We start from the raw sequence: 25,826 nt of genomic DNA on the forward strand, positions 1-25,826 counted from the left end.
TAACTCTGGCGGGGTAAAACAGTTCGCATCTAACCAAGGCAATTTACCCCTGACATCGGGGGGATGTCAAAGGCCTCTATTTCCCCAGCTTCGCCAGCATTTCCGGGCGCATAAATTTATGGATCACCAGCATAAACAGAATCGACGGCACCAGCAGGATCAGCGCAGTAATGGATGAGACCTGGTAGTTGCCCGACATACTGGCGTTATACAGCAGAATCGGCAGCGTGGTGACGTCCGGCGCACCGACAAAGAAGGTGCCGGTAAACTCATCCAGCGATTCCAGAAAGACAAAGATGCTGGCGGCCACTATTCCCGGCATCGCCTGTGGCAGTACGATGTGGAAAAAGGTGTAAACCGGTCCGGCACCCAGATTACGCGAGGCGCGCGCCAGCAGCGGGTCGACGGAGGAGAATGCGGCAACGCAGATCCAGATGGAGAACATCAGCCCGTGAACGCTGTGGACCAGCACCACGCCTGCGATGGTGCCGTTCAGCCCCCATTGATAGAACAGACGGGCAATATTCATATACACCGTCAGGTTCGGAAAGGCCTGTGGGATCAGGAACAGCAGCATAAAGAAGACGCGAAACGGCATCGCTTTTCGCGACAGGGCGTAGCCCGCCGGGATCGAAATCAGCAGGCATACCACCACCACCAGCAGCGCGATCAGGATACTGGTCAACAGCGAGCCGGACACATCGCTATACGGGCTGAAGACCTGATACCAGTACTTCAGTCCCCACTGGCTCGGCAGCGTATTCGGGAAGAACCAGCTTTCGGCAACGGTCCAGATCAGCAGGTTGAGGATCGGTCCGAACAGCGCCAGCACCAGCAGGATCAGAAAGAGCGTCTGGAAAAACAGACTGGCCCGCAGGCGTTTGAAAATCGATACCGTCATGCCTGAGCTCCTTTCTGGCGCAGGCTGTGGCGCAGATAAAACCAGGAGAGCCCGGCGCAGATCAGGTAAGAGACAATCCCCATCGCATTCGCCACGCCGTAATCGCCGTAGGAGTTAACGCGGAACGCCATATCCACGGTCATCATGGTCGGGGTGCCGGTGCCAATCATCATCGGCACCGACAGCACCGACATCATGGTCACGGTCGACAGCACCAGCGCCACGCCCACCGTTGGCAGCACCTGGGGCAGAATAATATCAAACAGAATACGCACGCCGGACGCGCCCAGATTCTTCGCCGCCAGGATTTGGGACTGATCGAGCGCGGCCATCGCGCCGGAGATAAGCAGCGTGGCAAAGGCCAGCTGTTTCCAGACGAAGGTAATAATAATCCCTGTCCAGCCCAGCCAGGAGACGGTATCCATCGGCGTCAGCAGGCCCGTTGCCACCAGGGCATTGTTCATCAGGCCGTTTTTTGCCAGGAAAGTGCGCATCATCTGCGCCGCGACAATAAAGGGAATAAACAGCGGCAGGCGGTATAAAAAGGCCAGCCAGCGGACAATGCCGCGATAGGGTGACAGCACAATCAGGGCCGAGAGCAGAATCGACAGGCAGGCCAGCAGCGCCACCGAGACCAGCACAATCACCACCGTAAACAGGATATCGGTGGAGTAAAGCTCAGCCATTTTACGGAAGTTGGCAAAGGTGAACCGTTGGCTATCGGTGGTAAAGGCCGATATCAGCGAAAACGCGAGCGGATATAAAAACAACACCGCCGTCATCAGCGCGGCCGGCCCCACCAGCAGATAATATTTTATCGACAGACGCATGGACTACCTGATTGAGTAAAAGACAGAAAACGCTCAGGCCAGCCAGCGGCTAGCCTGAGCAGACGAACAATTAGTTGGAAACCTGACGCTCATAACCCTCTTTGATGTCATCAAAGTAAGGAGCGATTGGGAAACTTTTGCCGTATTTGGTCAGTGCTTCTGGCGAGATTTCAGCAAACAGTTTCTGCCAGCTTGCCGCATCAAGATGACCTTTCACCTGCTCCGCATCGATACCCGGATACCAGTTAAACTGCTTCACAATCCCTTCCGCCTGCACTTCCGGGCTGGTTGCCAGCGCAATAAATTCGCGTGCCAGTTCTGGCTGAGCGGCCTTTGTCGGGGTGACGTAGTACATCGGCTGGCCGGGCATCCCTGGCGCAATCAGCGTCAGCTTGATGGACGGCGGCAGCTTGCCCTGATCTTTCCAGCTATAGAACATATCAACCCAGACCGGCCCCATCGCGATTTCACCGCGGCTAAGCATATCCAGGGTTCCGGCATTACCTGGCGTAAAGGTCACGTTGTTATTGAAGGCTTTCAGCTTCGTCCAGGCTTCACCCCAGTTTTTCTCCACGCCTTTATCGTAAGGCAGCGCAGAGAGGCGCTCCGCATCGGTGCCGTAAGCGTACATCCAGCCCACTACAAAGCTGACGCCGGACATACCGTTCTTAATACCGTTGTAACCGAAGGCTTTTGGATTTTTCTCCGCCCACTTCACCAGCTCATCGTAAGAAGCCGGCGGCGTTTTCATCAGATCGCTGTTCCAGGCAATCGCCGTCTGGCTGAGGAACATCGGCATCACATAGCCGTCAACGTTCACCCCAAGCGCATTTTTGGCGTTTTCAGAGGAGACGAGCGAACCGGTTTTAATATCCTGGCGGTATTTCGCCAGCAGGCCTTTTTCGACCAGGTCGCCACCGGTTTTCTGGTGCACTACGGCCACGTCAATATCCCAGGTTGCCGCGCCGCTCTCTTTCTGCGCCACCAGCTTTTCCATGATCTTATTGGACCCGGCATCGCCCGGTCCGGTCCCGATAACCTGTACTTTTACGCCCGGATGCGCGGCTTCAAATTTCGGACCCAGCCAGGTTTTGACGTAGTCCGCCATATTCTGGTCACCGGCAGTGGCAACGTTTAAGACGGTTTCCGCCTGTGCCGCGTGAACGGCAAACCCCAGACACACAGAGGCCATAACGGCAGCTTTGGTTTTCGCAAACATGATTATCCCCAGGATTAAGTAAGGTGATGTCGTTACAAGGAAGCAGCAAAAATATGCAGCGCGGGCGTCGGCACGTGCAGCCTGACCGGCGCATTCACCGGCCAGCTACGAACGGAGTCGGCCAGCAGTGTCTGGTCATTGCAGCGCACGCTGTGTCGGTACTGGTGGCCCAGGAACGCGCTCTGCTCAACCACGCCATCCAGCAGCAGCCCTTCCGACGCACAGGCGTCGGAGGCGCTATGAATGGCGACGTCGGAACTACGGAAATAGATAACTTTATCTTTTTCCAGACTCGTCGCCTGATGCGCGACCAGTCCGGCACTGTGAAGACGGTTTTCCGCCCCCATAAAATCGGCAATAAACGGCGTCGCCGGGCGGTGATAAATCGCCTCCGGCGTGCCCAGCTGTTCGATATGTCCCTGATGCATTACGGCGATGCGATCGGCCATCACCAGCGCTTCCTGCTGGTCGTGGGTGACGATAAGCGAGGTGAAACCGAGCTTTTTCTGCAGGGATTTGATTTCATGGCGCACGTTCAGCCTGACTTTGGCGTCGAGGTTGGAAAGCGGCTCATCAAGTACCAGCACATCCGGCTCGATAGCCAGAGCTCTGGCCAGCGCAACACGCTGACGCTGGCCGCCGGACAGTGCGGTAACCTTAATATCAGCAAGGCCACCCAGATTGACGATCTCTAATAATTCCGCGACCCGTTTAGCAATGGCGGGCTTATTCCATTTACGCACCTTCAGGCCGTAGCCAATATTCTGTGCCACCGTAAAGTGGGGCCACAGCGCATAACTCTGAAATACCATCGTGATATTTCGCTGCTCCGGCGCACAAGTGGTGATATTCCGTCCGTCAATAGCAATAGAACCGGAACGCACCGGGATAAAACCGCATAATGCATTGAGAAGCGTGGTTTTTCCGCAGCCGGATGGTCCCAGCAGGGCGATCATTTCCCCTTTATTGACCGCTAAATCGATATCGTGAAGCACCACGTTATCGCCATAGCTGATTTTTAACTGCTGGATCTGTAAATAACTCATCTGCGGCACCCGAATCTTCACTGTTGGGCTACATTTTTAAAGTGATGAACACGTGTTCATCCTGCTGTAAAAAAAATGCAACGTTGCATCGACATTATGTGAGCCTACTTTGTCGGGTATTTGTGACAATTTGATTAAGTCAGCGATAATTTTGGTGACACAAATGAAAATCGATGTGCTGGGCTGCGGTAGCGCGTTCTCTTTACGGCAAAATACCTCGGCGATACGAATTAGCGACGATGAAAATAACCAGTGGTTAATCGACTGTGGGCCGACGATCCCGCGTGCGCTCTGGCAGCGTCGGCTGGATGTCAACGCCATTGACGCTGTCTACTTTACCCACGTTCACCCGGATCACTGTACTGGCCTGACCGCTCTGCTGAACCAGTGGAAAAGCTTTGGTCGCAGCAAGCCGCTGACCATCTACTCCCAGCCGGAACAGCGCCCGGTACTGATGCAGCTCGCATCGCTTGCCAACTGGCCAGACATCGACCTGTGCTTTGCCATCGACTGGCAGGATACGCAGGACGCCTGGACATGGTGCGGCTGGCAGATCCAGACCGCACTGTCGCAGCATGAGATCCCTAACCGTGCGATACGTATTACTCAGGGCGAACAGAGCCTGTTTTACAGCGGCGATGGTCGCCCGACCCCGGCCTCTGTGGCGCTCATGCATAACGCCAGCCTGGCCTTCCAGGAGTGTGCCTCCCTGGAGCCGCTGGCGAATGATGCCTCTCACGGTGATTTCCCCGGCTGCCTGGCGCTGTTTAACCAGCTCGCGCTTCCGGCGCTTGGGCTGTATCACTGCTATGATGCGGCAATCCCTTCTCTCGAAAATGCCTGCCTGGCCCACGCCGGTCTGTTTGTCAGCAAGGACGGGCTGCAATGCGATCTAAGCCTGACAAATCCGGTCACGGGAGTAAGCGCATTTTGACCCCGCCACTGCGTAAACAGACGGTCACGGCTCAGGACGTCGCCACCCGCGCAGGCGTCTCGCGCGCCGTGGTGTCCCGGGCATTAAGCAATAACGGCAGCATATCTCCGGCGACCCGGGAAAAGGTATTAAAAGCCGCGCAGGATCTGGGCTACCAGGTCAATTTTCTGGCACAGGGACTTAACCGCCAGCGCAGCCATCTGATCGGGGTGATCGTCGCCCGCATCGGCGATCCCTTTCGCAGCGCGCTGCTTGATGGACTGCTGAAGGAGATCCAGCGTCGGGGATACCAGGCGCTGGTGACGGAGATTACCGGCGAAGAGGATCTGGCTCAGACCCTGCGCCGCTTTACTCAGTTTCGCGTTTCCGGCGTTATCGTCACCTCCGGCAAACCCCCGGCGGCGATTGTGAACGAGTGCGTCCAGCACCAAATCCCCGTTGTCGGCATTAACCGCCAGCCGGATATTCCGTTTGTCGATTTTATCTGCTCCGACAACCAGACCGGTGCAGATCTGGCGGCGGAACAGCTTCTGCGTGTGGGCTGCCGTCGCTTTGGCTGGCTGAATAATCGGGATTCCACCTGGGCCGGTCTGATGCGCGGCGAGGCGTTTCAGGCCGCGTTGTGCGGCGCCGGAGTCGATACCGACCGCGACCTGCATCATCGGGTAGCGGAACAGGAAGGCTACGAAGGCGGGCGACAGGCCGCGCTTGTCTCACCTCCCGGTGACGCGCTGGAGGGCATTTTCTGCGCCAACGCCCAGCTGGCCTGCGGTTTTCTTGACGGGATGCGCCAGCAGGGAAAAGAGGCCCCGGACGACTTTCACCTGATCGGTTTTGACAATACGCCGACCACGGCCCAGCACAGCTACCAGCTCACCACCCTGGATCAGGATATCGCGGAGATTTCCCGTCTGGCGCTGATCCGGGTACTGGATCGGGCCATGCACCCGCAGCAGCCTTCGGTCACGGAATGGGTTAAGGTGTCATTAATCCATCGCCGGACGTCACCGCAAATACGCTAAGGAACAGACCATGACAGCAGAACAACAGCGCGCCCTGTGCGAGCTTATCCGCAGGCTTGGCGCAGAGGCGCAGCGTCTGCGCGATAACGGACTGCGCATCGATCAGAAAGCGCGCCAGGATTTTGTCTCAGAAGCCGATCTGTACGTTGAGCAGGAGCTTAAAGTCTGGCTGCGTACCCATCGGCCGCAGGACGGTTTTCTCGGGGAAGAGAGCGGCCTGACGCAGGGTGAAGAAGGCGTCTGGGTGATCGATCCCATCGACGGCACCAGTAATTTTATTCTGGGGATGGACTACTGGTGTATCTCCGTCGCCTACGTTCGACAGAATCGAATTGAACTGGGTATTATTTTCGCCCCGGATCGCGACGAGTTCTTTTTTGCCGCAGCCGGTCAGGGTACCTGGCTAAACGACCAGCGGCTAATCGTCAAAGAGCCCTCCCCCGATGCGGTGGTGATTGGCCTGGGTCGCTCCAGCCGCACGTCGGCGCACAGCTATGTCCAGACCCTTGAGGCGCTGCTGGATAAAGGGATTGAGTATCGCCGATTCGGCGCGGGTGCGCTGATGCTGGCCCACGTTGCGGCGGGCCAGGTTCACGGCTACTACGAGGCGCATTTAAACTGCTGGGATGCCCTTGCCGGGCTGCTGCTGATCGCCGAGGCCGGAGGCGTACATAACCTGTCCCACGCCGATGCGAATCTGCTGCAGGGAAATCCGGTATGGGCGGCATGTCCTGAGGTGCAGCAGCGACTAACGCCGCTGCTGCTGGGGTAGCCTTACTCTTCGTCGAAGAACCAGTAGCCCTGGTTAATCAGCCCGGTCAGTTCGGCGACGAACGCCGGGTTGTTAAGCGCTTCGCCAAGCTGTTCCGGGGCAACTTCGGTAAAACGACACAGCACGTCCATCGCCTGCGCATCGACAGTGTCATGACGCTCGCTGTGGATAAAGAAGCTACCGCCAATCTCCAGTACCCGCAGGCCGCTCAGGCGATTCAGCATCTCACCGGCCTGCAGCGCATCAACCACTTCGTCTGTCGTATACGGCGGTTCAACCGGGGCAATATCCAGCTCGTGACGCGGCGTCGTCACAAAACGGCCAAACCACTGCTTAAAATCTTCCGGCTGTTTGATCATGTCGATCATCATGCTGCGCAGACGATCGAGTTCATACTCTTCAACCCGGCCCGGATGTTCGCGGCTGGTTAAATCCGGATCGCTGTAGTGCTCGCCGCCGAGATCGTTTTCCAGCGCATAGTCGGCGAAGCTACTGATCAGATCCCGACCGTTCGGACCACGGAAACCCACCGAGTAGTTGAGGGCCGTCTCATGGGTAAAGCCGTCGTGCGGGAATCCTGGCGGAATATAGAGAATATCGCCCGGCTCCAGGTCTTCATCGATAATCGGCGGGAAGGGATCGACATGCAGCAGCGCCGGATGCGGACAGAACTGACGCATCGGCAGCTTGTCGCCTACGCGCCAGCGACGGCTGCCCATCCCCTGAATAATAAACACGTCGTACTGATCGATATGCGGACCCACGCCGCCGCCCGGCACCGAGAAGGAGATCATCAGATCGTCCAGACGCCAGTCCGGCAGCGCGCGGAACGGACGCACCAGCTCCGCAGAAGGCGCGTGCCAGTGGTTTACCGCCTGGGCCAGCAGCGACCAGCCGGTCTCGCCCAGCCCGTCGAAGTCGGTGAAGGGACCATTGCTGGCCTGCCACTGACCGTCTTTATGACTGACCAGACGGCTGTCGACTTCGGCCTCCATCGCCAGACCCGCCAGCTCATCCGGCGTGATCGGGTCAACAAAGCCGGGGAAGGCATTTTTTAATACAACTGGCTGTTTTTGCCAGTATTTTTCTAAAAATTCGGGCCAGTTAATGCTGAGCTGATACGCCATGGATTCACACCAGTGAGAAGACAAAACGGGCATGATTATAAAGAGGTGCGGGGTGACTCTGCTTTGTCATGGGTCAAGGGCAGGTATTCTCTTCGGAGATCGTTAGCGGCGAGAGGCAGCTTTTGCTTCGTCGAGTAAGGTCAGCCAGTCAGCGGGAGGATGGCCCTTGTCCAGCATTTTACCGAACACAGCATAGGCGTCGGTTTTACTGTTATAAGTTTGGAGAGTATTAGCATCGTTCATCCATCCCAGAACAATGACCTTTTCTTTCTCGCTGTAGCGGAAAAAAGCCGATACCGGCCCGCGCCAAATTTTGCCCGGGACCAGTCTTTCTTTTTCCCGCACCCAAGGGTCGTGCCATGACGAAACGAGGGCGATGCGGGATCCACCGCGATTTAGGATTCCATGACCTTATGGACGACGGCCAGCAGCTTAGTCAGCGCTTTTTTTTGATAGCCTTCAGGATCCTTCCTTTTTAACGCCTCGACATCATTGACCAGTGCGTTATAAGTATCCAGAAAGCAAGGGTGCGCATAGAGCGTCCACCCATTGATCGTTCCCGGAAATTACATTATTCGTCGTCGCTAATCTCATCATCAATGTTCACGTCCATACCCGCGGCCAGGTCGCGACCACGGGACATGTCGAATGGGCGAACATTCTGCGGATTGCGCTGAATATCCGTATCAAGAAATTGCAGAAATGCATTCATAGCAGGATCCTCCTGTTCGTCCTCAAGACGACTGAGCAATACCTTGCCCCCCGGCAGGATCTCGTACTGAATATGATCCTTACCCGGTTCCAGATTCAGGGCTTCACGTACCGACGTCGGAAGAGTCGTCTGGCCACGACTAGTCACCTTCGAATCCACCATCAGGGCCGTATCATAACGAGCAAAAGCCGGCATATATCACCTGGTCTTAGCCATTAAAAAAACAGACATCTTGTGGCTAATTATAATGGCGAGCAATAATAATGCAATTGCATCACATCGCATTTTGGCGCACGAAAAATTAATAATTTTTTTTGTAAATAGCATCTCATCATTATGAAAATGGTTATTTTATGAGTGAATCAGTCTTCATCTTGACATTTATTTTTGCAATATTATTTTTTGGAAGAAATTAGCCGATTTGGTGTTATAAAGAACACAGTACGAAAATGGACCGCAGCTAGGAAAATTAGTGGTAAAGCTGACCTCTTAAAATGTTGACTGTTCTCTTGGTTTTAAAGTCCTCGTCATTCTGCATATGCGTAAACATCGCCAATCTCTACGAGAAACCTGTACAATTTTTTATATTTATGCTCTTCCCACGTTTTATCAGTGGATACGTTGTATTATAAGGGAGGATATGGCGCACTCAGAAATAATCATCGAGTAAGGAAATGACATCCAAGTAATCTCATATAAAACCTACCAACTCGTCTAGTCTTCAATCAATTAGAATGAGTATGAAAAACTCCGTATTGAATTCGATTATGTAACAAAGTTACAGGCTTTACACCAATTAAAAAGAACTCACCACATGCAGGATAAATTGCCTTTCATGAATAATTTAGAGCAGAAGTATCCAGAAGTACATTTTACTAGTGGGTGACACCGTGCAGGACTCAAAATAAAATAGTTACAGTTATACCAGAGCTATATCACGCAAAGAAAACAGCCATTTTAATGCGGTAATGGGAATATTCCCGGGGACACTGAAACAGGATTTTTTTGTACTCTTTTAATATTATAACACCAGAAACATCCCGCACAAAAAATATGTTTAAATGGCTACCATAACCTTGAAAGTATAATATCAAAGAAACATAAACGGGCTTAATTTAATTAAGCCCGAAAAATGCACATTAAAAACATAATTAACATAGAGTCCAGTTAATTTATTACCCTATGAACCATTTGTGATTAGCCCCATCCCAGCCATAGTGCTTTTCATGAAAAGCCTTCATTGCTGCAACATACTGAGAAAGTATTAATACGACATCACTGGTTTGTGGTACATCATCCTCATCTAAAACATCTAAATATGCAATGTTTTCTTCAGTTGAAAGTATAACTCTTATTTTTTCTATTAAGCGGTTTACTATCTGTATCTTCCTTTTACTTAAAGCAGCATCAGGTTTTTTCTTGGATAACTCTTTGAATTCCAAGTACATAGCACTAAGCAATGGAGTCATATTATCATATGTTTCCGCTATTTCCTTAGTAGTATAAAATTTTTCTCTTTCCATCGTTAATCCTTAAGTTTCTTAGGTTTCACTGTACGTATTAACATCATACCTTCTTCATCTGTCTTATCGCCTTCACCACCCTCAACACGCCAATACCAAGATCCATTTCTAATAACTACATTATCTGCCCTCAGTTTCTCAAAGCATTGAAGATACTGAGATAGTATAAAAACAACGTCACTGTTTTGTGGTATGCCATCCTCATCAAATACCTCAAAATCATCAAATGGTTTATACTTATCAATAAGATAATCATTGCTCTGACATAGCAACTTGTTAACAAAGTTAAGTTTAAATTTATTAACCGCATCATTAGGATTTTTTTTAGAAAGAAGAGATATTTCTTCATAAACACTTAGTAATTGCCCAGACAATTTTTCAAACATATCCACATTACTTCTATTCATATAGTATCCTCAAGATGGGCACGAACGTCTAAATTCTATGTATTTCTTTTTTAAAACTTCTATCGGAGCTCTTTGTTTGCTCTCATAAACATCTACCATTAGCTTTAAATCATCATCAGTAATTGCAATTATACATTTCCTTTGGGATGACCATAAATCAATAGTATTAGTAAACATTGCTTTGGGAAGGGGATTTCTAGTTAAAAAAACACCAAACCTACCAATATTTGGCTGAAGGTATCTATTAAGTTGATTTATGTGATCCCTTTCTATTTTTTTAACATTCTTCATTTCAATAACAAGCTGTCTATTTTCATAATCAGTGAAAATTTCATCAAGAAAATCGACATCACGATTATTATAAAAGATCAAATCTCTGATATGTCTTCCTGACTCAGTTCTACTTTGAGTCTGAGCAAAATCAAGATGTGGATAGAACAATGTAGCTAAAAGCTCTGCGGCCAGTTCTTCATATTCCATATCGGCCCCATCTTCTTTCCCTGAATTTAGTTTTAAAAGTTGATTAAGCTTTCTTTTCGCAGATAAAACCGGGATCTGACTAAAGAGTGGATCATTATGGCAGTCTTGAGAACTTCTATCCTTATATTTAACATACTCTTCGACTATACCATAATTCTCTCTATTGTAATTTAAAACCTTAACTCTTTCCTCTGGCTCATTGGGGTTGAATATATCATCCCTTGGACAATGTGATTTGAAGTAATCGTCAAAATTTATCCATGGATTAAATCTAAGCCATCTTTTCGGAGTAAATATGATCGGTTCTCTAGTCTTTGGATTCACAGGAAGGAATAATTTTTCATTATACAAAAAATCATGTTTTTTATAGTTATAAAGTGAATCAAGGATAACACCCTCAGTAGGTATTCCATGGATTTGACATTGCTCGACTGTGTAGTCTATCAAAAAAGATTTAATATAATTACAAGCAATATCACTTATTCTATCTTTTGAAATACCAGAGATGTAAAGCTGAATAACCTCAAAATGTGTAAAACCAAAATTACTATACTCAGGAATATCCCGAAACAAGTTTAAAATCTGATTTGCTTGTTTATCACCAATTCTAAGCCCTTTCCGAGATTTTGATACCCCAAGCCCTATCTCTGAGCATTCAGAGACATTAACTAAGACCTTAATCGCTTCATCTTCTTTACCTTTTTTTATCAAAAAATTAAGGTAATTAAATGAATTAGTGATCGTTGTATGCAATGCTTGATCTTGTAAAGATGGTGACTTCCACAATAAAAATGGGTCGATATAGAGTGGTATATCTTCGTCAAAAAATTGAATTGCAAAATCTAAATCGGCTTGAGACTTAAGGATGCCATGGTAATCAGTTAATCTAGGTCTAAATAAATCCATATATCCTCAACTTACTATCTAAATATCATCACAATAATGAATTATGGAAAAGTGAGTAATTATAAATTCAAGTAGGATATTATCATTAATGAAAAGAAGAATTCAAGAAAAATTAAAAATTATTAATCATCTCGTTTACCACGATGACTTTTCACATATCAATAGAAAGTTTTAAACTCAAAAAAACACTCGTATTTCAGCGGGATATAAAAATTATATCATTAACATTAGGAGAAGTATTTTCATTTTAATAGAATATATTATCGCATAACTCAAGGTAAGTTTAGAAATGATAGCTATAGAGAATTACTAAAATCATCGTTATATATTTAAATTAAAAAACCTCCGATAATTCGGAGGTTTTTAATAAAGTTATTGTGTAATATCTAAAGTCAATTTAGAACGGGATATCGTCGTCAAAGTCCATCGGCGGCTCGTTGGACGGTGCCGGTGCAGACTGAGGCTGCTGCGGACGGGACTGTGCGCCGCCGCTGAACTGGTTCTGGTTGCCGCCCTGCGGCTGCTGAGGCTGGCCCCAGCTACCACCACCCTGCTGACCACCGCCGGCCGGCGCGCCTGCACCCTGCTGACGACCGCCGAGCATTTGCATCACGCCGCCAATCTGCGGAACGTTGATCTCGGTGGTGTAACGCTCCTGCCCGCTTTGATCGGTCCATTTGCGCGTGCGCAGCTGGCCTTCGATGTAAACCTGGGAACCTTTACGCAGATACTCGCCGGCCACTTCTGCCAGCTTGCCGAACATCACAACGCGGTGCCACTCGGTCTGCTCTTTCATTTCACCGGTCTGCTTGTCACGCCAGGATTCGGAAGTAGCCAGCGTCATGTTGGCGACCGCGCCACCACTCGGCATATAGCGAACTTCCGGGTCCTGGCCCAGATTACCGACGAGAATCACCTTATTGATGCCTCTGCTGGCCATGATCGAGTCTCCTGAATACGTATACAAAATAAATTTTAGCGGGCGATTGTATCATCACAAAGCGCCGTTTTGATAGCTTGAGGGCCGTATTCCAGTAAATGGTTCATCATACGACATTTTTACAGCAGAACCTGGAATGCGCCTTCGAATACTGTATATCCACTCAGGTTCAATTGTGTCATAATTAGCCGTTTATGACCATCGGTTGTCTTGCAGGCAAACCGTTATCTACCGGGAATGAGAATGGATAAGATCGAAGTCCGGGGCGCACGTACCCATAATCTTAAAAATATTAATCTCGTCATCCCACGCGACAAGCTCATCGTCGTTACCGGGCTGTCGGGTTCAGGCAAATCCTCGCTGGCGTTTGACACCCTCTATGCCGAAGGGCAGCGTCGCTATGTCGAGTCGCTTTCCGCCTATGCGCGGCAGTTCCTGTCGCTGATGGAAAAGCCGGATGTCGACCATATCGAGGGCCTCTCGCCCGCGATCTCCATTGAGCAGAAATCGACGTCCCATAACCCGCGTTCTACCGTGGGCACCATCACCGAGATTCACGATTATCTGCGTCTGCTGTTCGCCCGCGTCGGTGAGCCACGCTGCCCGGATCACGACGTGCCGCTGGCGGCGCAAACCGTCAGCCAGATGGTAGATAACGTACTGTCCCAGCCGGAAGGCAAACGCCTGATGCTGCTGGCACCGATCATCAAAGAGCGTAAAGGCGAGCACACCAAAACCCTGGAAAACCTGGCAAGCCAGGGCTATATTCGCGCCCGTATTGACGGCGAAGTGTGTGATCTGTCGGATCCGCCGAAGCTGGAACTGCAGAAGAAACACACCATCGAAGTGGTGATTGACCGTTTCAAAGTGCGCGAAGACCTGACCCAGCGCCTGGCGGAATCCTTTGAAACCGCGCTGGATCTCTCCGGTGGCAGCGCGATCGTCGCCGATATGGACGACCCGAAAGCGGAAGAGCTGCTATTTTCCGCCAACTTTGCCTGCCCGGTCTGCGGCTACAGTATGCGCGAGCTGGAACCGCGTCTATTCTCGTTCAACAACCCGGCGGGTGCCTGCCCGACCTGTGATGGTCTGGGCGTGCAGCAGTATTTCGACCCTGACCGCGTGATCCAGAACCCGGAGCTGTCCCTGGCCGGTGGTGCCATCCGCGGCTGGGATCGCCGCAACTTCTACTATTTCCAGATGCTGAAATCGCTGGCGGACCACTATAAGTTCGACGTCGACGCCCCCTGGGGCAGCCTTGATGCCAGCGTGCACAAAGTGGTGCTGTTCGGATCCGGTAAAGAGTCTATTGAATTCAAATACATGAACGATCGTGGTGACACCTCCGTGCGCCGCCATCCGTTTGAAGGCGTGCTGCATAATATGGAGCGTCGCTATAAAGAGACCGAGTCCAGCGCGGTACGCGAGGAGCTGGCGAAGTTTATCAGCAACCGTTCGTGTGCCAGCTGTGACGGCACCCGTCTGCGTCGCGAAGCACGCCACGTGTTCGTTGAGAACACGCCGCTGCCAACCATCTCCGATATGAGCATCGGCCATGCGATGGACTTCTTCAATAACCTGAAGCTGTCCGGCCAGCGGGCGCAAATCGCCGAGAAAGTGCTGAAAGAGATTGGCGATCGCCTTAAGTTCCTGGTGAACGTCGGCCTGAACTACCTCTCTCTTTCCCGTTCGGCAGAAACGCTTTCCGGCGGTGAAGCCCAGCGTATCCGTCTGGCAAGCCAGATCGGTGCAGGCCTGGTGGGTGTCATGTACGTGCTGGATGAGCCGTCCATCGGCCTGCATCAGCGCGATAACGAACGCCTGTTGGGCACCCTTATCCACCTGCGTAATCTCGGCAATACGGTGATTGTGGTTGAGCACGATGAGGACGCGATCCGTGCGGCAGATCACGTGATCGATATCGGACCGGGCGCGGGCGTGCACGGCGGCCAGGTGGTGGCAGAAGGCACGCTTGACGACATTATGGCGGTACCGGAGTCCCTGACCGGCCAGTTTATGAGCGGCAAGCGTCAGATCGGCGTGCCGAAAAACCGCGTCAAAGCCGACCCGAAAAAGGTCCTGAAGCTGACCGGCGCACGTGGGAACAACCTGAAGGACGTGACCCTGACCCTGCCAGTCGGGCTGTTTACCTGCGTTACCGGCGTCTCCGGCTCCGGTAAATCGACCCTGATCAACGATACTCTGTTCCCGCTTGCCCAGCGTCAGCTGAACGGCGCGACAATTATTGAACCGGCTCCGTACCGTGATATTCAGGGACTGGAGCATTTCGATAAGGTTATCGACATCGACCAGAGCCCGATTGGTCGTACCCCGCGCTCCAACCCGGCGACCTATACCGGCGTCTTTACGCCGGTGCGCGAGCTGTTTGCCGGGGTGCCGGAGTCACGCTCTCGCGGCTATACGCCGGGTCGCTTCAGCTTTAACGTGCGCGGCGGCCGCTGTGAAGCCTGCCAGGGCGATGGCGTGATCAAGGTAGAGATGCACTTCCTGCCGGATATCTACGTTCCCTGCGACCAGTGCAAAGGCAAACGCTATAACCGCGAAACGCTGGAGATTAAGTACAAGGGCAAGACTATCCACGAAGTGCTGGATATGACTATCGAAGAGGCGCGTGAGTTCTTTGATGCCGTTCCGGCACTGGCGCGTAAGCTACAGACGCTGATGGACGTTGGCCTGACCTATATTCGTCTCGGTCAGTCCGCCACGACCCTTTCCGGCGGCGAGGCCCAGCGCGTGAAGCTGGCGCGTGAGCTGTCGAAACGTGGGACCGGTCAGACCCTGTATATTCTCGATGAGCCGACCACCGGTCTGCACTTTGCGGATATTCAGCAGCTGCTGGAAGTGCTGCATCAGCTACGCGATCAGGGCAATACCATCGTGGTGATTGAGCACAATCTCGATGTGATCAAGACCGCCGACTGGATTGTCGATCTCGGTCCGGAAGGCGGCAGCGGCGGCGGCGAAATCCTCGTCTCCGGCACGCCGGAAACGGTCGCAGAGTGTGAAGCCTCGCACACCGCCCGCTTCCTTAAGCCACTGCTGAAAGCGTGACCCACACGGTCATGATAAAAGCTGCTGTCTGACAGAGTCAGGCAGCAGCTCTGTGACCTGCTGATACGACGCATCCACCAGATAGTAAATTTGTGAATCGGGCAGCGCGCCATCAAGAAAAACGGTGCTCCAGTGCGCCTTGTTCAGATCCCGACAGGGGTGAACATCATCATGCTGCTGACGCAGTAGCTCCGCCAGTTCCGGGCTGGTTTTCAGCGAAGCCGTCGGCCTGCCGTCCACCTCTTTCACCATCGCAAACAGCACGTCCGCCACCTTAATTTGCGTGGCTTTCCAGTCGCTGTGAACGCTCTGTTCCGCCCCGGGCTTCGCCATGCAGTACTGTAATAACTCCGAACTGGTCATCAGTCTCCCCCGTGAATGAGATACGCCTTACTGGAAAAATGATTCGCTGCCGGATCAGTATAGTGGTCTGTACAAAAGAGCGCGTTTCAGCGTTTCACCAGTGCCTGACGTTTGCTGAGCAGGAAGGGCGTCAGAAACGCGACCGTGTCGCTTAAAGGCAAAACCTCTTCTCTCAAATCAACGTTAATCGCCTCTTTCAGCCAGGCCCGTCGCCGCTGAATGCGCTGCCAGAGTTCCGGATAGAGTCTGCTGATTTCCGCTCGCAGCGACGCATCAGCAATAGCCACCGGCTCTTCACAGCTGGCCCCGGCATAGCCCTTCACCGACGGAATAATATCAATTTGAAAAAGCTGGCCGCTTTGCACGACGGCGGTCGAGCCCTCGAAGAAAGGCGACGCCAGCCACTCTTCATCGGCAGTGTAATGGCCCGGATTTAACGTCCAGCCATAGTCCATACGGGGGAGAACCGACTCAATGGTCGCGTACATCGCCTGCCCGCTCAGCCCAACGGCAATCGTTTCAAGCCAGGTCAGATACGCCCGGAAATAGGGTTTTGCGACGCGATCCAGATACTCTCTCTGCTCGTCGGGAAGCTGGTCGGTGCGTTCGATAACAAAGCCGCTCCGGCTGCTCAGCCCACCCTTGTAGCCCACCGTCATAGCGAACTTATCCTGGTGCTGAATGGCCTTGTCGCGGGGATAGAGCGTCGCATGGGAAAAGCGATCCCCGGTGGCACAGATGGTGGTGACGGAGTTGGGCTGCCCCTCTCTCGCCAGCAGCGCCCCGACCTCTCTTTCACCCTTGCCGGGTTCAATCGCCTGAAGCGCATCAAACATCGCCGCGCCGGCCAGGGTCGCACCGTACTCATAGTGGGCGATCTCATTGGCATTGTTGAGGGTGCGGATCCCCTCCTGCGGGGAAATCAGTATGCCGGTCGCATTCACCAGCGATCCCTGTTCACCCACAAATTCCCGCAGCGCATCGACAACAAAGGAAGGAAGGTCAAACAACGCGGTATTATCCAGGGTCTTAGCCGTAAACAGCTTCCAGCCAATCACGCCGATACGGCTGTCGGGTGACAGTCCCGCATCGTGGAAGTAGTCCGCAAAAGGACGTTCACCCGCCATCGGCTGGTTGGGCAGAGAGAAAAAGGGCACGTGCACGGCGGCGGCCACAATACGTGCGTGACTGGCCATTTTCAGGTTTTCATTGCCCAGCAGTAAACGGCTCTCACCGTTCGCCTGCACTACCAGACAGGCTTCCTCAAAACGAGGGATAAACCCGGTAAAATACTCGAAATTCGCGCCATGCTCGCGATCGGCATAGATAATCACCGCATCGAGACGATGCTGCTGCATCCTGGAGAGCAGTTTGCTTTTACGCTCTGCGAGCGTGGCATCCGTCAGCGTCACCGGGCTGACCTGGCGGTGGATGACAGGCGCACTGATGCTGACCAGTTCAATATTCATCGCTATAGGCTCTCTAATACTCAGAGTTAACAATCACCTCTTCACCCAACGCTCCCGCCTGCGGCAGCGGACGGTAAGTCGAGTTTGAGGCGCGCAGGATGCGTATGGCTCTGGCTCCGACCTCGCGAGCAGCGGTCATATCGTTGTCCGAGTCACCGTAGAAGATTTTGATCTGTTTCGACTCAAGCCACTGGGTTTTGCTGTTCTGACCCGGCTTATCTCCGGCGAAAATCACCGGGTTCATATTGGCAGCCGGGATCGCAAAATCATCCTGCAGCGTTTTCGATACCGTTTCGGTCCGCGTCTGGCTGCGGCCGGTGACAAACCAGATGCTGTCGCCGCGACGAACGTGCAGGGCAATCAGAGCGCGACCCACTTCTTTCGGCACGCTAAACGCGTCCCAGCCGTTATTCATTTTTTCCCAGAAAGCCGGGTTTTTAAGGTACTCCTCGCTATCCGGGGAGTATGTTTTTTTGCCGCGCCAGAAGCCCGGGCTGGAGAACAGAACGGTATCATCGATATCAAAGCCTACCGCCATGGGCGGCTGCCCCTGCAGGCTGTGTTCGATTTGTGCGACCGATACCCAGTGAATCGGAGCCTGCTCGGCCAGTTTTGCCGTATTGGTCCCGCTATAGAGCGGCATTGGAGTGGAGGCATGGGCGAGAACCGTGCTGCTCAGCGTTAATAGCAGACAGGCGGCGCTCATAATACGGATCGTCTTGCGCATATATATCCCTTAACAATCATTTAGTTATTGTTATGTCATCTATAAATGCTCAAAAAGCATTCCGACATTACCCCCGGTAACGGACGAAGGAAAGGAATATGTCGCCCTGAAGTCATAGAAAACGGTGATGATCACATTCTGAAAAAGGCGCGAGGCAAAACGGTGGGGAAAATCCTCTTCCGAAGAAGAGGATGATTTAAAAATGATAGTGAGTGCTTACATTACGGCAGCAAAAGCCTGGGCCACGCGCTGAACGTTGCGACTGTTCAGCCCGGCCACGCACATACGTCCGCTGGCAATCAGGTAGACGCCAAACTCATCCCGCAGGCGATCGACCTGGGCCGCACTCAGGCCGGTATAGCTGAACATCCCGCGCTGCTTCAGCAGATAGTCAAAGTTATGCCCTGGCAGCGTCTCTTTCAGCACGTTAACCAGCGCCTGACGCATCGCCAGAATACGGGTGCGCATCGCTTCGACTTCCGCCAGCCAGGAGGCTTTAAGCGTCGCATCGTTAAGCACGGTCGCCACCAGCTGCGCGCCAAAGTGCGGCGGGCTGGAGTAGTTGCGACGTACGGTTGCCTTAAGCTGGCCCAGCACGCGCTCTGCCGTTGCGGCGTCGTCACAAAGAATGGACAGCCCACCGACGCGCTCGCCATACAGAGAGAAAATCTTCGAGAATGAGTTGCTGACCAGCGCCGTCAGGCCTGCATCGGCGATGGCGCGAATGGCGTAAGCATCCTCTTCCATTCCGGCACCAAAGCCCTGGTAGGCGATATCGAGGAACGGGATCAGGTCGCGGGCTTTCAGCACCTCAATCACCGCATCCCACTGAGCGTTAGTCAGGTCGGCTCCGGTCGGGTTATGGCAGCACGGGTGCAGCAGCACAATACTGCGCGCCGGTAAGCCGGAGAGCGTTTCCAGCAGCGCGTCAACGCGCACACCGTTGCTCTCGTTATCAAACCAGGGGTAAGTACTTACTTCGAATCCAGCCCCTTCAAAGATGGCGATATGGTTTTCCCAGGTCGGATCGCTGACCCACACACCTGACGCAGGGAAATAGCGCTTAAGAAAATCAGCCCCCACCTTGAGCGCACCGGAACCACCCAGCGTCTGGATGGTAGCCACGCGTTTCTCAGCCAGAGCCGGATGATCGGCACCAAACAGCAGCGGCGCAACCGCCTGGCGATAGGTATTCATCCCTTCCATCGGCAGATAGAGTGAAGCCCCGTGCGGCTGGGCGTTAAGACGCGCCTCGGCTTCCGCCACCGCCTGCAGCTGAGGAATAATGCCCTCTTCGTTGTAATAGAGGCCGATACTGAGATTGACCTTGTCGCTGCGCGGATCTTCTTTGAAACGCTCCATTAAGGAGAGGATGGGGTCGCCAGCGTAGGCGTCAACTTTTTGAAACACGCGGTGGTTCTCCAGGTTTACGGTCAAGATGAAACCACACAATAAACCGGATACCGAAGAAGATCGAGAGGATGTTTTTCTGGCCCTCACCGGGAGAGCAAGGGCCAGAGCGCGTCAGTCGAGATAGTGCATCGTGACCCTTGAGGTCAGACGGGTAATCAATTCATAGGCGCTGACGCCGGTAACGCTGGCAATACGCTCAACGGGCAACCCTTCACCCCACATCACCACCGGATCGCCGGGGTTATCCTGCGACTCAGGCCCCAGGTCGACGCAAATCATATCCATCGCCACGCGACCGACAATGGGCACTTCCCGACCGTTGACCAGTACCGGCGTTCCCGACGGTGTCGCACGCGGATAGCCGTCACCGTAGCCCATTGCCACGACGCCAAGCCGCGTGTCACGGTCGCTCTCCCAGGTGCCGCCATAGCCCACCGGTTCCCCGGCAAGATGTTCGCGCACGGCAATCAGGCTGGAGGTAAGAGACATTGCTGGCTGGAAGCCGAATTCGCTACCCCAGGGATGGCCGTCCAGCGGCGAGACGCCGTAAAGAATAATCCCCGGGCGCACCCAGTCGTAGTGGGACTGAGGCCACAGGAGGATCCCGCCCGATGCAGCAATAGAGCGCATCCCGGGTTTGCCGTCGGTAAAGCTACTGAAAATATCCAGCTGTTTTTCGGTCGCGCCACATTCCGGCTCGTCGGCCCGGGCAAAGTGGCTCACCACGTTGACCGGCTGACGCACGTTTTTGCACTGGCACAGGCGCTGATAAAACGCTTCGGCCTGGTCCGGGCGCACGCCGAGACGGTGCATACCGGTGTCGAGTTTCATCCAGACGGTAACCGGCTGACGTAAATCCGCCGCTTCCAGCGCTACCAGCTGTTCAGGACTGTGCACAGCGGTCTGAAGTTGATTATCGACGAGCGTTGGCAGATCGGCGGCGTTAAAGAAACCTTCCAGCAGTAAAATCGGCTGGGTAATTCCCCCTTCTCTTAAACGAAGGGCTTCTTCCAGGCGGGCAACGCCAAAGGCGTCAGCGTCGGGGAGCGTTCGCGCGGTCTCCAGCAGACCGTGTCCATAGGCGTTCGCTTTCACCACTGCAACCAGTTTGCTGGCGGGCGCCAGCTCACGCAGACGCTGCAGGTTGTGTCGCAGAGCGCGGCGGTTGATTACGACAGTTGCCGCTTGCATTTATATTCCTTAGATCCTTAATAAAGAATCGCCAAAATCATTCACGTTGCAGGAAGGCGACAAGCCCGCGAATCCCCGGGAGCTTAGCCAACTAAGTGACCGGGGTGAGCGGGCGCAGTCAACGCACCTGCGGCGTGAAGGATGAAGGCGATTTATTCGTCGTCGTATTGGGGGCCCGCATAATTATCAAAACGCGACCACTGACCGTTAAAGGTCAGACGCACCGTACCAATCGGGCCGTTACGCTGCTTGCCGAGGATAATTTCGGCAATGCCTTTCAGGTCGCTGTTCTCGTGATAAACCTCATCACGATAGATAAACATAATTAAGTCGGCATCCTGCTCGATGGAGCCGGACTCACGCAGGTCCGAGTTGACCGGGCGTTTATCGGCGCGCTGTTCAAGGGAGCGGTTAAGCTGGGACAGCGCCACCACCGGCACGTGTAGCTCTTTGGCCAGCGCCTTCAGAGAACGGGAAATTTCGGCAATTTCCAGGGTACGGTTGTCCGACAGGGACGGCACGCGCATCAGCTGAAGGTAGTCGATCATAATCAGACCGATGCCGCCGTGTTCACGGGCAATACGCCGCGCACGGGAACGCACTTCCGTTGGCGTCAGGCCGGAGGAGTCATCAATATAGATATTACGTTTTTCCAGCAGGATCCCCATGGTGCCTGAGATCCGCGCCCAGTCCTCATCATCCAGCTGACCGGTACGAATACGGGTCTGATCGACACGCGACAGGGACGCCAGGCAGCGCATCATAATCTGCTCGGAGGGCATCTCAAGACTGAAAATAAGAACCGGCTTATCCTGCAACATCGCCGCATTTTCGACGAGGTTCATCGCAAATGTCGTTTTACCCATCGACGGACGCGCGGCGACGATAATCAAATCCGACGGCTGAAGGCCCGCGGTTTTTTTGTTGAGATCGTCATAGCCCGTGTTCACGCCCGTGACCCCGTCGTGGGGCTGCTGGAACAGCTGCTCAATACGCGAGACGGTCGCATCCAGCACATCGGCAATATTCTTCGGGCCTTCGTCTTTATTGGCGCGGCTCTCGGCGATTTTAAAGACGCGGGATTCAGCGAGGTCCAGCAGTTCATCGCTGTTGCGGCCCTGCGGGTCGAAACCGGCTTCGGCAATCTCATTGGCCACCGAGATCATATCGCGTACAACCGCACGTTCGCGCACGATATCGGCGTAAGCGCTGATATTCGCTGCACTTGGCGTATTTTTCGATAACTCCGCCAGATAGGCGAAGCCGCCGACGGCATCGAGCTGCCCCTGACGCTCCAGCGATTCCGCGAGGGTAATCAGGTCAATCGGACTCCCCGATTCCTGCAGGCGCGCCATTTCCGTGAAGATATGACGGTGTGGGCGAGCGTAAAAGTCTTCCGTCACCACGCGCTCGGCGACGTCGTCCCAGCGTTGGTTATCCAGCATTAAACCGCCCAACACCGACTGTTCCGCTTCAATCGAGTGCGGGGGCATTTTCATCCCTTCGAACTGGCGCTCGCGGGGTTCAGTCTGTTTGTTGAAGGGTTTATTTCCTGCCATAGTGAATGGAGTTACCGAGATAGAGATTGGGTCGAAAGATTACCACATTCTGGAGGAAGCATGGCAACACGAATAGAATTTCACAAGCACGGCGGTCCTGACGTCCTGAAAGCGGTGGAGTTTACGCCCGCAGCGCCTGGCGAAAACGAAATTCAGGTGGAAAACAAAGCCATCGGCATCAACTATATCGACACCTATATCCGCAGCGGCCTCTATCCGCCGCCGTCGCTGCCGAGCGGGTTAGGAACAGAAGCCGCAGGCATCGTCAGCAAGGTCGGCCACGGCGTCAGCCATATTAAAGAAGGCGATCGCGTGGTCTACGCTCAGTCAGCGCTGGGTGCCTACAGTTCGGTGCATAACGTCCCGGCGGATAAAGCGGCAATTTTACCTGACGCTATCAGCTTCGAACAGGCGGCAGCCTCCTTCCTCAAAGGGCTGACGGTCTACTATTTGCTGCGCAAAACCTATGAAATCAAACCGGATGAGACCTTCCTGTTCCATGCCGCTGCCGGTGGCGTTGGGCTTATCGCCTGCCAGTGGGCCAAAGCGCTTGGCGCCAAACTGATCGGCACCGCGGGTAGCGCCCAGAAAGCGCAGCGAGCGCTGGAGGCCGGAGCCTGGCAGGTGATTAACTACCGCGAGGAGAATCTGGTCGAGCGTTTGAAAACCATCACCAACGGCAAGAAAGTCCCGGTGGTGTATGACTCGGTAGGTAAAGATACCTGGGAGCCGTCGCTGGACTGCCTCCAGCGTCACGGCCTGATGGTGAGCTTTGGTAACGCCTCCGGTCCGGTGACCGGCGTAAACCTCGGCATACTGAATCAGAAAGGTTCTCTGTTTGTGACCCGCCCGTCCCTGCAGGGCTATATCACTAACCGTGATGAACTGACCGAAGCCAGTAACGAGCTCTTTTCACTGATCGCCAGCGGGGTGATTAAAGTTGACGTGGCGGCAAGCCAGAAATTCCCGCTGCATGACGCGCAGCGCGCGCATGAGGTGCTGGAGAGCCGTGCCACTCAGGGTTCGAGTTTGCTGATCCCGGGCTGATCGGGCGGCAGAAAGAATTAGGGCCTCCACATGGGAAGCCCTTTTCTTTTTTTAGTTCGGCTGTATGTAGGGTACAGCGCGATGAATCTGTTGACGGCGCCATAGTGACAGATTTGATAAGCAAATCCTATGTTGTTCTAAGCAAGCCTGAGGGAAAGTTATCGGGTTGTGACGGACACCACAATAACCCGAAAGTGGGAGGATGCCGATTCTCCCACGCCTTTTCCGTCAATTGCACCCGATCTTACACCGCTGATATTACGGCACTTTACCGCCGAAAACAGACCACAGTACCCGTTTAACGCTTATCAGCAACGAGGCTCAGCGCCTGCTCTACAACCTGGATGTCGGCGCCTGGCTTATGGGCATTTTCACTCAGATGACGACGCCACTGGCGTGCACCGGGAACGCCCTGGAACAGGCCCAGCATGTGTCGGGTAATGTGTCCGAGATAAGCCCCCTGGCTCAGCTCGCGTTCAATATAGGGATACATGGCGCGCACCACCTCAACCGGGTCAGCGATCGGGCTTTCGACGCCAAAGATGTCGCGATCTACCGTCGCCAGGATCCCCGGGTTCTGGTAAGCCTCGCGCCCGACCATCACCCCATCCAGATGCTGCAGATGGGTCTGCGCCTCTTCCAGCGATTTAATACCGCCGTTAAGGGAAAGGGTCAGATGCGGGAAATCGCGCTTAAGCTGGTACACGCGTGGGTAGTCCAGCGGTGGGATCTCACGGTTTTCTTTCGGGCTCAGGCCGGAAAGCCAGGCCTTGCGGGCGTGGATAATAAACATCTCACACTCGCCTTTACCGGCCACGGTATTAATAAAGTCGCAGAGGAATTCGTAGCTATCCTGGTCATCAATCCCGATACGGGTTTTTACCGTCACCGGAATAGAGACCACGTCGCGCATCGCTTTGATGCAGTCGGCAACCAGCTGCGCCTCGCCCATCAGACAGGCACCGAAACGACCATTCTGCACGCGGTCAGACGGGCAGCCGACGTTCAGGTTGATTTCATCATAGCCGCGCTGTTCGGCCAGTCGGGCGCAGTGGGCCAGAGCCTGCGGATCGCTGCCGCCAAGCTGAAGTGCGATGGGATGCTCTTCGTCGCTGAATGCTAAATAATCGCCCTTGCCGTGAATAATCGCGCCGGTCGTCACCATCTCCGTGTACAGCAGCGTGTGGCGCGACAGCAGACGAAGGAAGTAACGGCAGTGCCTGTCCGTCCAGTCGAGCATAGGCGCGATGGAAAAACGGTGGGCGGGGAAAGCGGTAACAACGTTGTTTTCTAAAGCTTTGTCTGGAGACTGTGTTGGATACATGTTTAAACTTTTTATGTGGTCGTGCATTAAATGGTTTTTAGCTGGTTGATGATAAAGGGGTTAGCCTGTAACAGCAGCAGTAATTTTCGCGTTGCGCCCGTTGGATGCCGTCGTTTTGTTTCCCAGCTTTTCACCAGGTCATAGCTGACGCCGACAGCAACAGCAAAATCCTGCTGCTTTAACCCGGTTGATTCGCGAATCGCTTTTACGTCAATCTCGCTAAATGTGTGGACGTGCTCCGGTTGCGGCGTCAGTTCACCTTTTTCAATCCGGACCATCTCTTCCGCGCTGGCCAGAAGGTCAGCAAATAACTCGTCTTTCATCTGTACCTCATTCCACTCATTCGCACCGTATCCACTAAGCCAGCCTGTCAGATAGCTGCTTCAGCGCTTTTCTCTGCTCTTCCGTTAGCTCATCCTGCTCATTCTTTGGATAGATCAGCGCCAGATAAATTCGGCCTTTTTGGGCAAGGCTATAATAGATAACCCGAACGCCACCGCGCTTTCCCATTCCTTGCCTGCCCCAGCGGATCTTTCGAAACCCTCCGGTTCCGATAATGATGTCTCCGGCAGCAGGAGTGTCGATAAGCAATTCCTGGAAAGCCCGAAACTCATCATCCGGTAAAAGCGCCTGTCGCTGTTTACTGAAACCCTGTAGCTCAATAAAAGTAAGCATATCATTCCCTGATACGATGCAACTTACACGGGATTTTACGTGTACAGGGTACAGCAATCAAGGCATTTCAAGTACCGGGTACACTTTGAAGTTTTAGCACGGGATGTGGGGAAGAAGAGGAAGGAATTGATGTGATGAGATTACAAAGAAAAACCGGAGGCTTATCG

Annotated in this window: 24 protein-coding genes and 1 pseudogene; 5 read left to right on the forward strand and 20 right to left on the reverse strand. The window is 53.3% G+C overall.

Translation table 11 applies throughout. The features are described from left to right. Nucleotides 1-76: 76 nt before the first annotated feature. The 4 genes from EDF81_RS15210 to EDF81_RS15225 all read right to left on the reverse strand — a co-directional run bounded on the left by EDF81_RS15210 (nt 77) and on the right by EDF81_RS15225 (nt 3,996). Nucleotides 77-901 carry an ABC transporter permease gene (locus tag EDF81_RS15210; RefSeq protein WP_123348943.1) on the reverse strand — a complete coding sequence of 275 codons (825 nt, stop codon included), beginning with the start codon at nt 899-901 and terminating at the stop codon, nt 77-79. Beyond that, a complete protein-coding gene (locus EDF81_RS15215) occupies nt 898-1,731 on the reverse strand; it encodes an ABC transporter permease (RefSeq protein WP_123348944.1) in 834 nt (277 codons plus the stop codon). The genes EDF81_RS15210 and EDF81_RS15215 overlap by 4 nt, the downstream gene beginning before the upstream one ends. Before the next feature lie 70 nt (nt 1,732-1,801). Continuing rightward, nucleotides 1,802-2,950, reverse strand: coding sequence for an extracellular solute-binding protein (locus tag EDF81_RS15220; protein WP_123348945.1), 1,149 nt, complete (start codon nt 2,948-2,950; stop codon nt 1,802-1,804). 32 nt (nt 2,951-2,982) lie between these two features. Beyond that, nucleotides 2,983-3,996, reverse strand: coding sequence for an ABC transporter ATP-binding protein (locus tag EDF81_RS15225; RefSeq protein WP_123348946.1), 1,014 nt, complete (start codon nt 3,994-3,996; stop codon nt 2,983-2,985). Between the two features lie 163 nt (nt 3,997-4,159). Between EDF81_RS15225 and EDF81_RS15230 the strand changes: the two genes are divergently transcribed. Genes EDF81_RS15230 through EDF81_RS15240 form a run of 3 tightly spaced genes read left to right on the forward strand, consistent with a single transcriptional unit; the run spans nt 4,160 to nt 6,724 of the window. Next, a complete protein-coding gene (locus EDF81_RS15230) occupies nt 4,160-4,930 on the forward strand; it encodes an MBL fold metallo-hydrolase (RefSeq protein ID WP_123348947.1) in 771 nt (256 codons plus the stop codon). A gap of 8 nt (nt 4,931-4,938) precedes the next feature. Further along, nucleotides 4,939-5,952, forward strand: a complete 1,014-nt coding sequence (locus EDF81_RS15235; protein ID WP_404851493.1) for a LacI family DNA-binding transcriptional regulator — start codon at nt 4,939-4,941, stop codon at nt 5,950-5,952. A gap of 10 nt (nt 5,953-5,962) precedes the next feature. Further along, nucleotides 5,963-6,724: an inositol monophosphatase gene (locus EDF81_RS15240; protein ID WP_123348949.1), complete on the forward strand. Its 762-nt coding sequence runs from the start codon at nt 5,963-5,965 to the stop codon at nt 6,722-6,724. A gap of 2 nt (nt 6,725-6,726) precedes the next feature. Here EDF81_RS15240 and EDF81_RS15245 read toward each other — a convergent pair whose 3' ends face one another. From EDF81_RS15245 to ssb1, 7 genes and pseudogenes are all read right to left on the reverse strand, one after another. Beyond that, a complete protein-coding gene (locus tag EDF81_RS15245; protein ID WP_123348950.1) occupies nt 6,727-7,851 on the reverse strand; it encodes a cupin domain-containing protein in 1,125 nt (374 codons plus the stop codon). Nucleotides 7,852-7,953: 102 nt separating this feature from the next. Continuing rightward, a pseudogene (locus tag EDF81_RS15250) lies at nt 7,954-8,405 on the reverse strand (type II toxin-antitoxin system YhaV family toxin). 17 nt (nt 8,406-8,422) lie between these two features. Beyond that, the gene (locus tag EDF81_RS15255; RefSeq protein WP_123348951.1) at nt 8,423-8,758 is read right to left on the reverse strand and encodes a type II toxin-antitoxin system PrlF family antitoxin; all 336 of its coding nucleotides are present in this window, start codon (nt 8,756-8,758) and stop codon (nt 8,423-8,425) included. Nucleotides 8,759-9,738: 980 nt separating this feature from the next. Next, nucleotides 9,739-10,086, reverse strand: coding sequence for a hypothetical protein (locus EDF81_RS15260; RefSeq protein ID WP_123348952.1), 348 nt, complete (start codon nt 10,084-10,086; stop codon nt 9,739-9,741). A 2-nt stretch (nt 10,087-10,088) separates the two neighbouring features. Next, nucleotides 10,089-10,493, reverse strand: coding sequence for a hypothetical protein (locus tag EDF81_RS15265; protein ID WP_123348953.1), 405 nt, complete (start codon nt 10,491-10,493; stop codon nt 10,089-10,091). A 9-nt stretch (nt 10,494-10,502) separates the two neighbouring features. Continuing rightward, nucleotides 10,503-11,879: a hypothetical protein gene (locus tag EDF81_RS15270; protein WP_123348954.1), complete on the reverse strand. Its 1,377-nt coding sequence runs from the start codon at nt 11,877-11,879 to the stop codon at nt 10,503-10,505. A gap of 397 nt (nt 11,880-12,276) precedes the next feature. Next, a complete protein-coding gene (ssb1, locus tag EDF81_RS15275) occupies nt 12,277-12,819 on the reverse strand; it encodes a single-stranded DNA-binding protein SSB1 (RefSeq protein ID WP_123348955.1) in 543 nt (180 codons plus the stop codon). Between the two features lie 243 nt (nt 12,820-13,062). On the opposite strand from ssb1, the gene uvrA reads away from it, so the two are divergent. After that, nucleotides 13,063-15,891, forward strand: a complete 2,829-nt coding sequence (gene uvrA / locus EDF81_RS15280) for an excinuclease ABC subunit UvrA (RefSeq protein WP_123348956.1) — start codon at nt 13,063-13,065, stop codon at nt 15,889-15,891. A gap of 9 nt (nt 15,892-15,900) precedes the next feature. On the opposite strand, the gene EDF81_RS15285 is transcribed toward uvrA, so the two are convergent. The 6 genes from EDF81_RS15285 to dnaB form a co-directional block, all read right to left on the reverse strand. Continuing rightward, nucleotides 15,901-16,254, reverse strand: a complete 354-nt coding sequence (locus EDF81_RS15285; protein WP_123348957.1) for an MmcQ/YjbR family DNA-binding protein — start codon at nt 16,252-16,254, stop codon at nt 15,901-15,903. Nucleotides 16,255-16,340: 86 nt separating this feature from the next. Next, nucleotides 16,341-17,723, reverse strand: a complete 1,383-nt coding sequence (locus tag EDF81_RS15290) for a Xaa-Pro peptidase family protein (RefSeq protein WP_123348958.1) — start codon at nt 17,721-17,723, stop codon at nt 16,341-16,343. A 13-nt stretch (nt 17,724-17,736) separates the two neighbouring features. Beyond that, nucleotides 17,737-18,450 (reverse strand): acid phosphatase AphA, encoded by a 714-nt coding sequence (aphA, locus tag EDF81_RS15295; protein WP_123348959.1) that lies wholly within the window; start codon nt 18,448-18,450, stop codon nt 17,737-17,739. Nucleotides 18,451-18,666: 216 nt separating this feature from the next. Continuing rightward, a complete protein-coding gene (tyrB, locus tag EDF81_RS15300) occupies nt 18,667-19,860 on the reverse strand; it encodes an aromatic amino acid transaminase (RefSeq protein ID WP_123348960.1) in 1,194 nt (397 codons plus the stop codon). A 114-nt stretch (nt 19,861-19,974) separates the two neighbouring features. After that, nucleotides 19,975-21,054 carry an alanine racemase gene (alr, locus tag EDF81_RS15305; RefSeq protein WP_123348961.1) on the reverse strand — a complete coding sequence of 360 codons (1,080 nt, stop codon included), beginning with the start codon at nt 21,052-21,054 and terminating at the stop codon, nt 19,975-19,977. Nucleotides 21,055-21,206: 152 nt separating this feature from the next. Further along, nucleotides 21,207-22,613: a replicative DNA helicase gene (gene dnaB, locus EDF81_RS15310; RefSeq protein WP_123348962.1), complete on the reverse strand. Its 1,407-nt coding sequence runs from the start codon at nt 22,611-22,613 to the stop codon at nt 21,207-21,209. A gap of 60 nt (nt 22,614-22,673) precedes the next feature. On the opposite strand from dnaB, the gene EDF81_RS15315 reads away from it, so the two are divergent. Then, nucleotides 22,674-23,660, forward strand: coding sequence for a quinone oxidoreductase (locus EDF81_RS15315; RefSeq protein WP_123348963.1), 987 nt, complete (start codon nt 22,674-22,676; stop codon nt 23,658-23,660). Nucleotides 23,661-23,958: 298 nt separating this feature from the next. Here EDF81_RS15315 and dusA read toward each other — a convergent pair whose 3' ends face one another. From dusA to EDF81_RS15330, 3 genes are read right to left on the reverse strand one after another with little or no spacing between them, the layout of a single operon-like run. Beyond that, entirely contained in the window at nt 23,959-24,984 is a 1,026-nt protein-coding gene (dusA, locus tag EDF81_RS15320; protein WP_123348964.1) for a tRNA dihydrouridine(20/20a) synthase DusA, read from the reverse strand. Nucleotides 24,985-25,010: 26 nt separating this feature from the next. Continuing rightward, entirely contained in the window at nt 25,011-25,307 is a 297-nt protein-coding gene (nadS, locus tag EDF81_RS15325; RefSeq protein ID WP_123348965.1) for a NadS family protein, read from the reverse strand. Nucleotides 25,308-25,341: 34 nt separating this feature from the next. Then, nucleotides 25,342-25,659 carry a type II toxin-antitoxin system RelE/ParE family toxin gene (locus tag EDF81_RS15330; protein WP_123348966.1) on the reverse strand — a complete coding sequence of 106 codons (318 nt, stop codon included), beginning with the start codon at nt 25,657-25,659 and terminating at the stop codon, nt 25,342-25,344. Nucleotides 25,660-25,826: the final 167 nt, after the last annotated feature.

The sequence above is a fragment of the Enterobacter sp. BIGb0383 genome (assembly GCF_003751845.1).
Lineage (GTDB): Bacteria > Pseudomonadota > Gammaproteobacteria > Enterobacterales > Enterobacteriaceae > BIGb0383.

Excerpts from the sequence above, each read along its gene's own strand:
- EDF81_RS15210 (WP_123348943.1), bottom strand. The coding sequence starts at position 901 with ATGACGGTATCGATTTTCAAACGCCTGCGGGCCAGTCTGTTTTTCCAG.
- EDF81_RS15215 (WP_123348944.1), bottom strand. The coding sequence starts at position 1,731 with ATGCGTCTGTCGATAAAATATTATCTGCTGGTGGGGCCGGCCGCGCTG.
- EDF81_RS15220 (WP_123348945.1), bottom strand. The coding sequence starts at position 2,950 with ATGTTTGCGAAAACCAAAGCTGCCGTTATGGCCTCTGTGTGTCTGGGG.
- EDF81_RS15225 (WP_123348946.1), bottom strand. The coding sequence starts at position 3,996 with ATGAGTTATTTACAGATCCAGCAGTTAAAAATCAGCTATGGCGATAAC.
- EDF81_RS15230 (WP_123348947.1), top strand. The coding sequence starts at position 4,160 with ATGAAAATCGATGTGCTGGGCTGCGGTAGCGCGTTCTCTTTACGGCAA.
- EDF81_RS15240 (WP_123348949.1), top strand. The coding sequence starts at position 5,963 with ATGACAGCAGAACAACAGCGCGCCCTGTGCGAGCTTATCCGCAGGCTT.
- EDF81_RS15245 (WP_123348950.1), bottom strand. The coding sequence starts at position 7,851 with ATGGCGTATCAGCTCAGCATTAACTGGCCCGAATTTTTAGAAAAATAC.
- EDF81_RS15255 (WP_123348951.1), bottom strand. The coding sequence starts at position 8,758 with ATGCCGGCTTTTGCTCGTTATGATACGGCCCTGATGGTGGATTCGAAG.
- EDF81_RS15260 (WP_123348952.1), bottom strand. The coding sequence starts at position 10,086 with ATGGAAAGAGAAAAATTTTATACTACTAAGGAAATAGCGGAAACATAT.
- EDF81_RS15265 (WP_123348953.1), bottom strand. The coding sequence starts at position 10,493 with ATGAATAGAAGTAATGTGGATATGTTTGAAAAATTGTCTGGGCAATTA.
- EDF81_RS15270 (WP_123348954.1), bottom strand. The coding sequence starts at position 11,879 with ATGGATTTATTTAGACCTAGATTAACTGATTACCATGGCATCCTTAAG.
- ssb1 (WP_123348955.1), bottom strand. The coding sequence starts at position 12,819 with ATGGCCAGCAGAGGCATCAATAAGGTGATTCTCGTCGGTAATCTGGGC.
- uvrA (WP_123348956.1), top strand. The coding sequence starts at position 13,063 with ATGGATAAGATCGAAGTCCGGGGCGCACGTACCCATAATCTTAAAAAT.
- EDF81_RS15285 (WP_123348957.1), bottom strand. The coding sequence starts at position 16,254 with ATGACCAGTTCGGAGTTATTACAGTACTGCATGGCGAAGCCCGGGGCG.
- EDF81_RS15290 (WP_123348958.1), bottom strand. The coding sequence starts at position 17,723 with ATGAATATTGAACTGGTCAGCATCAGTGCGCCTGTCATCCACCGCCAG.
- aphA (WP_123348959.1), bottom strand. The coding sequence starts at position 18,450 with ATGCGCAAGACGATCCGTATTATGAGCGCCGCCTGTCTGCTATTAACG.
- alr (WP_123348961.1), bottom strand. The coding sequence starts at position 21,054 with ATGCAAGCGGCAACTGTCGTAATCAACCGCCGCGCTCTGCGACACAAC.
- dnaB (WP_123348962.1), bottom strand. The coding sequence starts at position 22,613 with ATGGCAGGAAATAAACCCTTCAACAAACAGACTGAACCCCGCGAGCGC.
- EDF81_RS15315 (WP_123348963.1), top strand. The coding sequence starts at position 22,674 with ATGGCAACACGAATAGAATTTCACAAGCACGGCGGTCCTGACGTCCTG.
- dusA (WP_123348964.1), bottom strand. The coding sequence starts at position 24,984 with ATGTATCCAACACAGTCTCCAGACAAAGCTTTAGAAAACAACGTTGTT.
- nadS (WP_123348965.1), bottom strand. The coding sequence starts at position 25,307 with ATGAAAGACGAGTTATTTGCTGACCTTCTGGCCAGCGCGGAAGAGATG.
- EDF81_RS15330 (WP_123348966.1), bottom strand. The coding sequence starts at position 25,659 with ATGCTTACTTTTATTGAGCTACAGGGTTTCAGTAAACAGCGACAGGCG.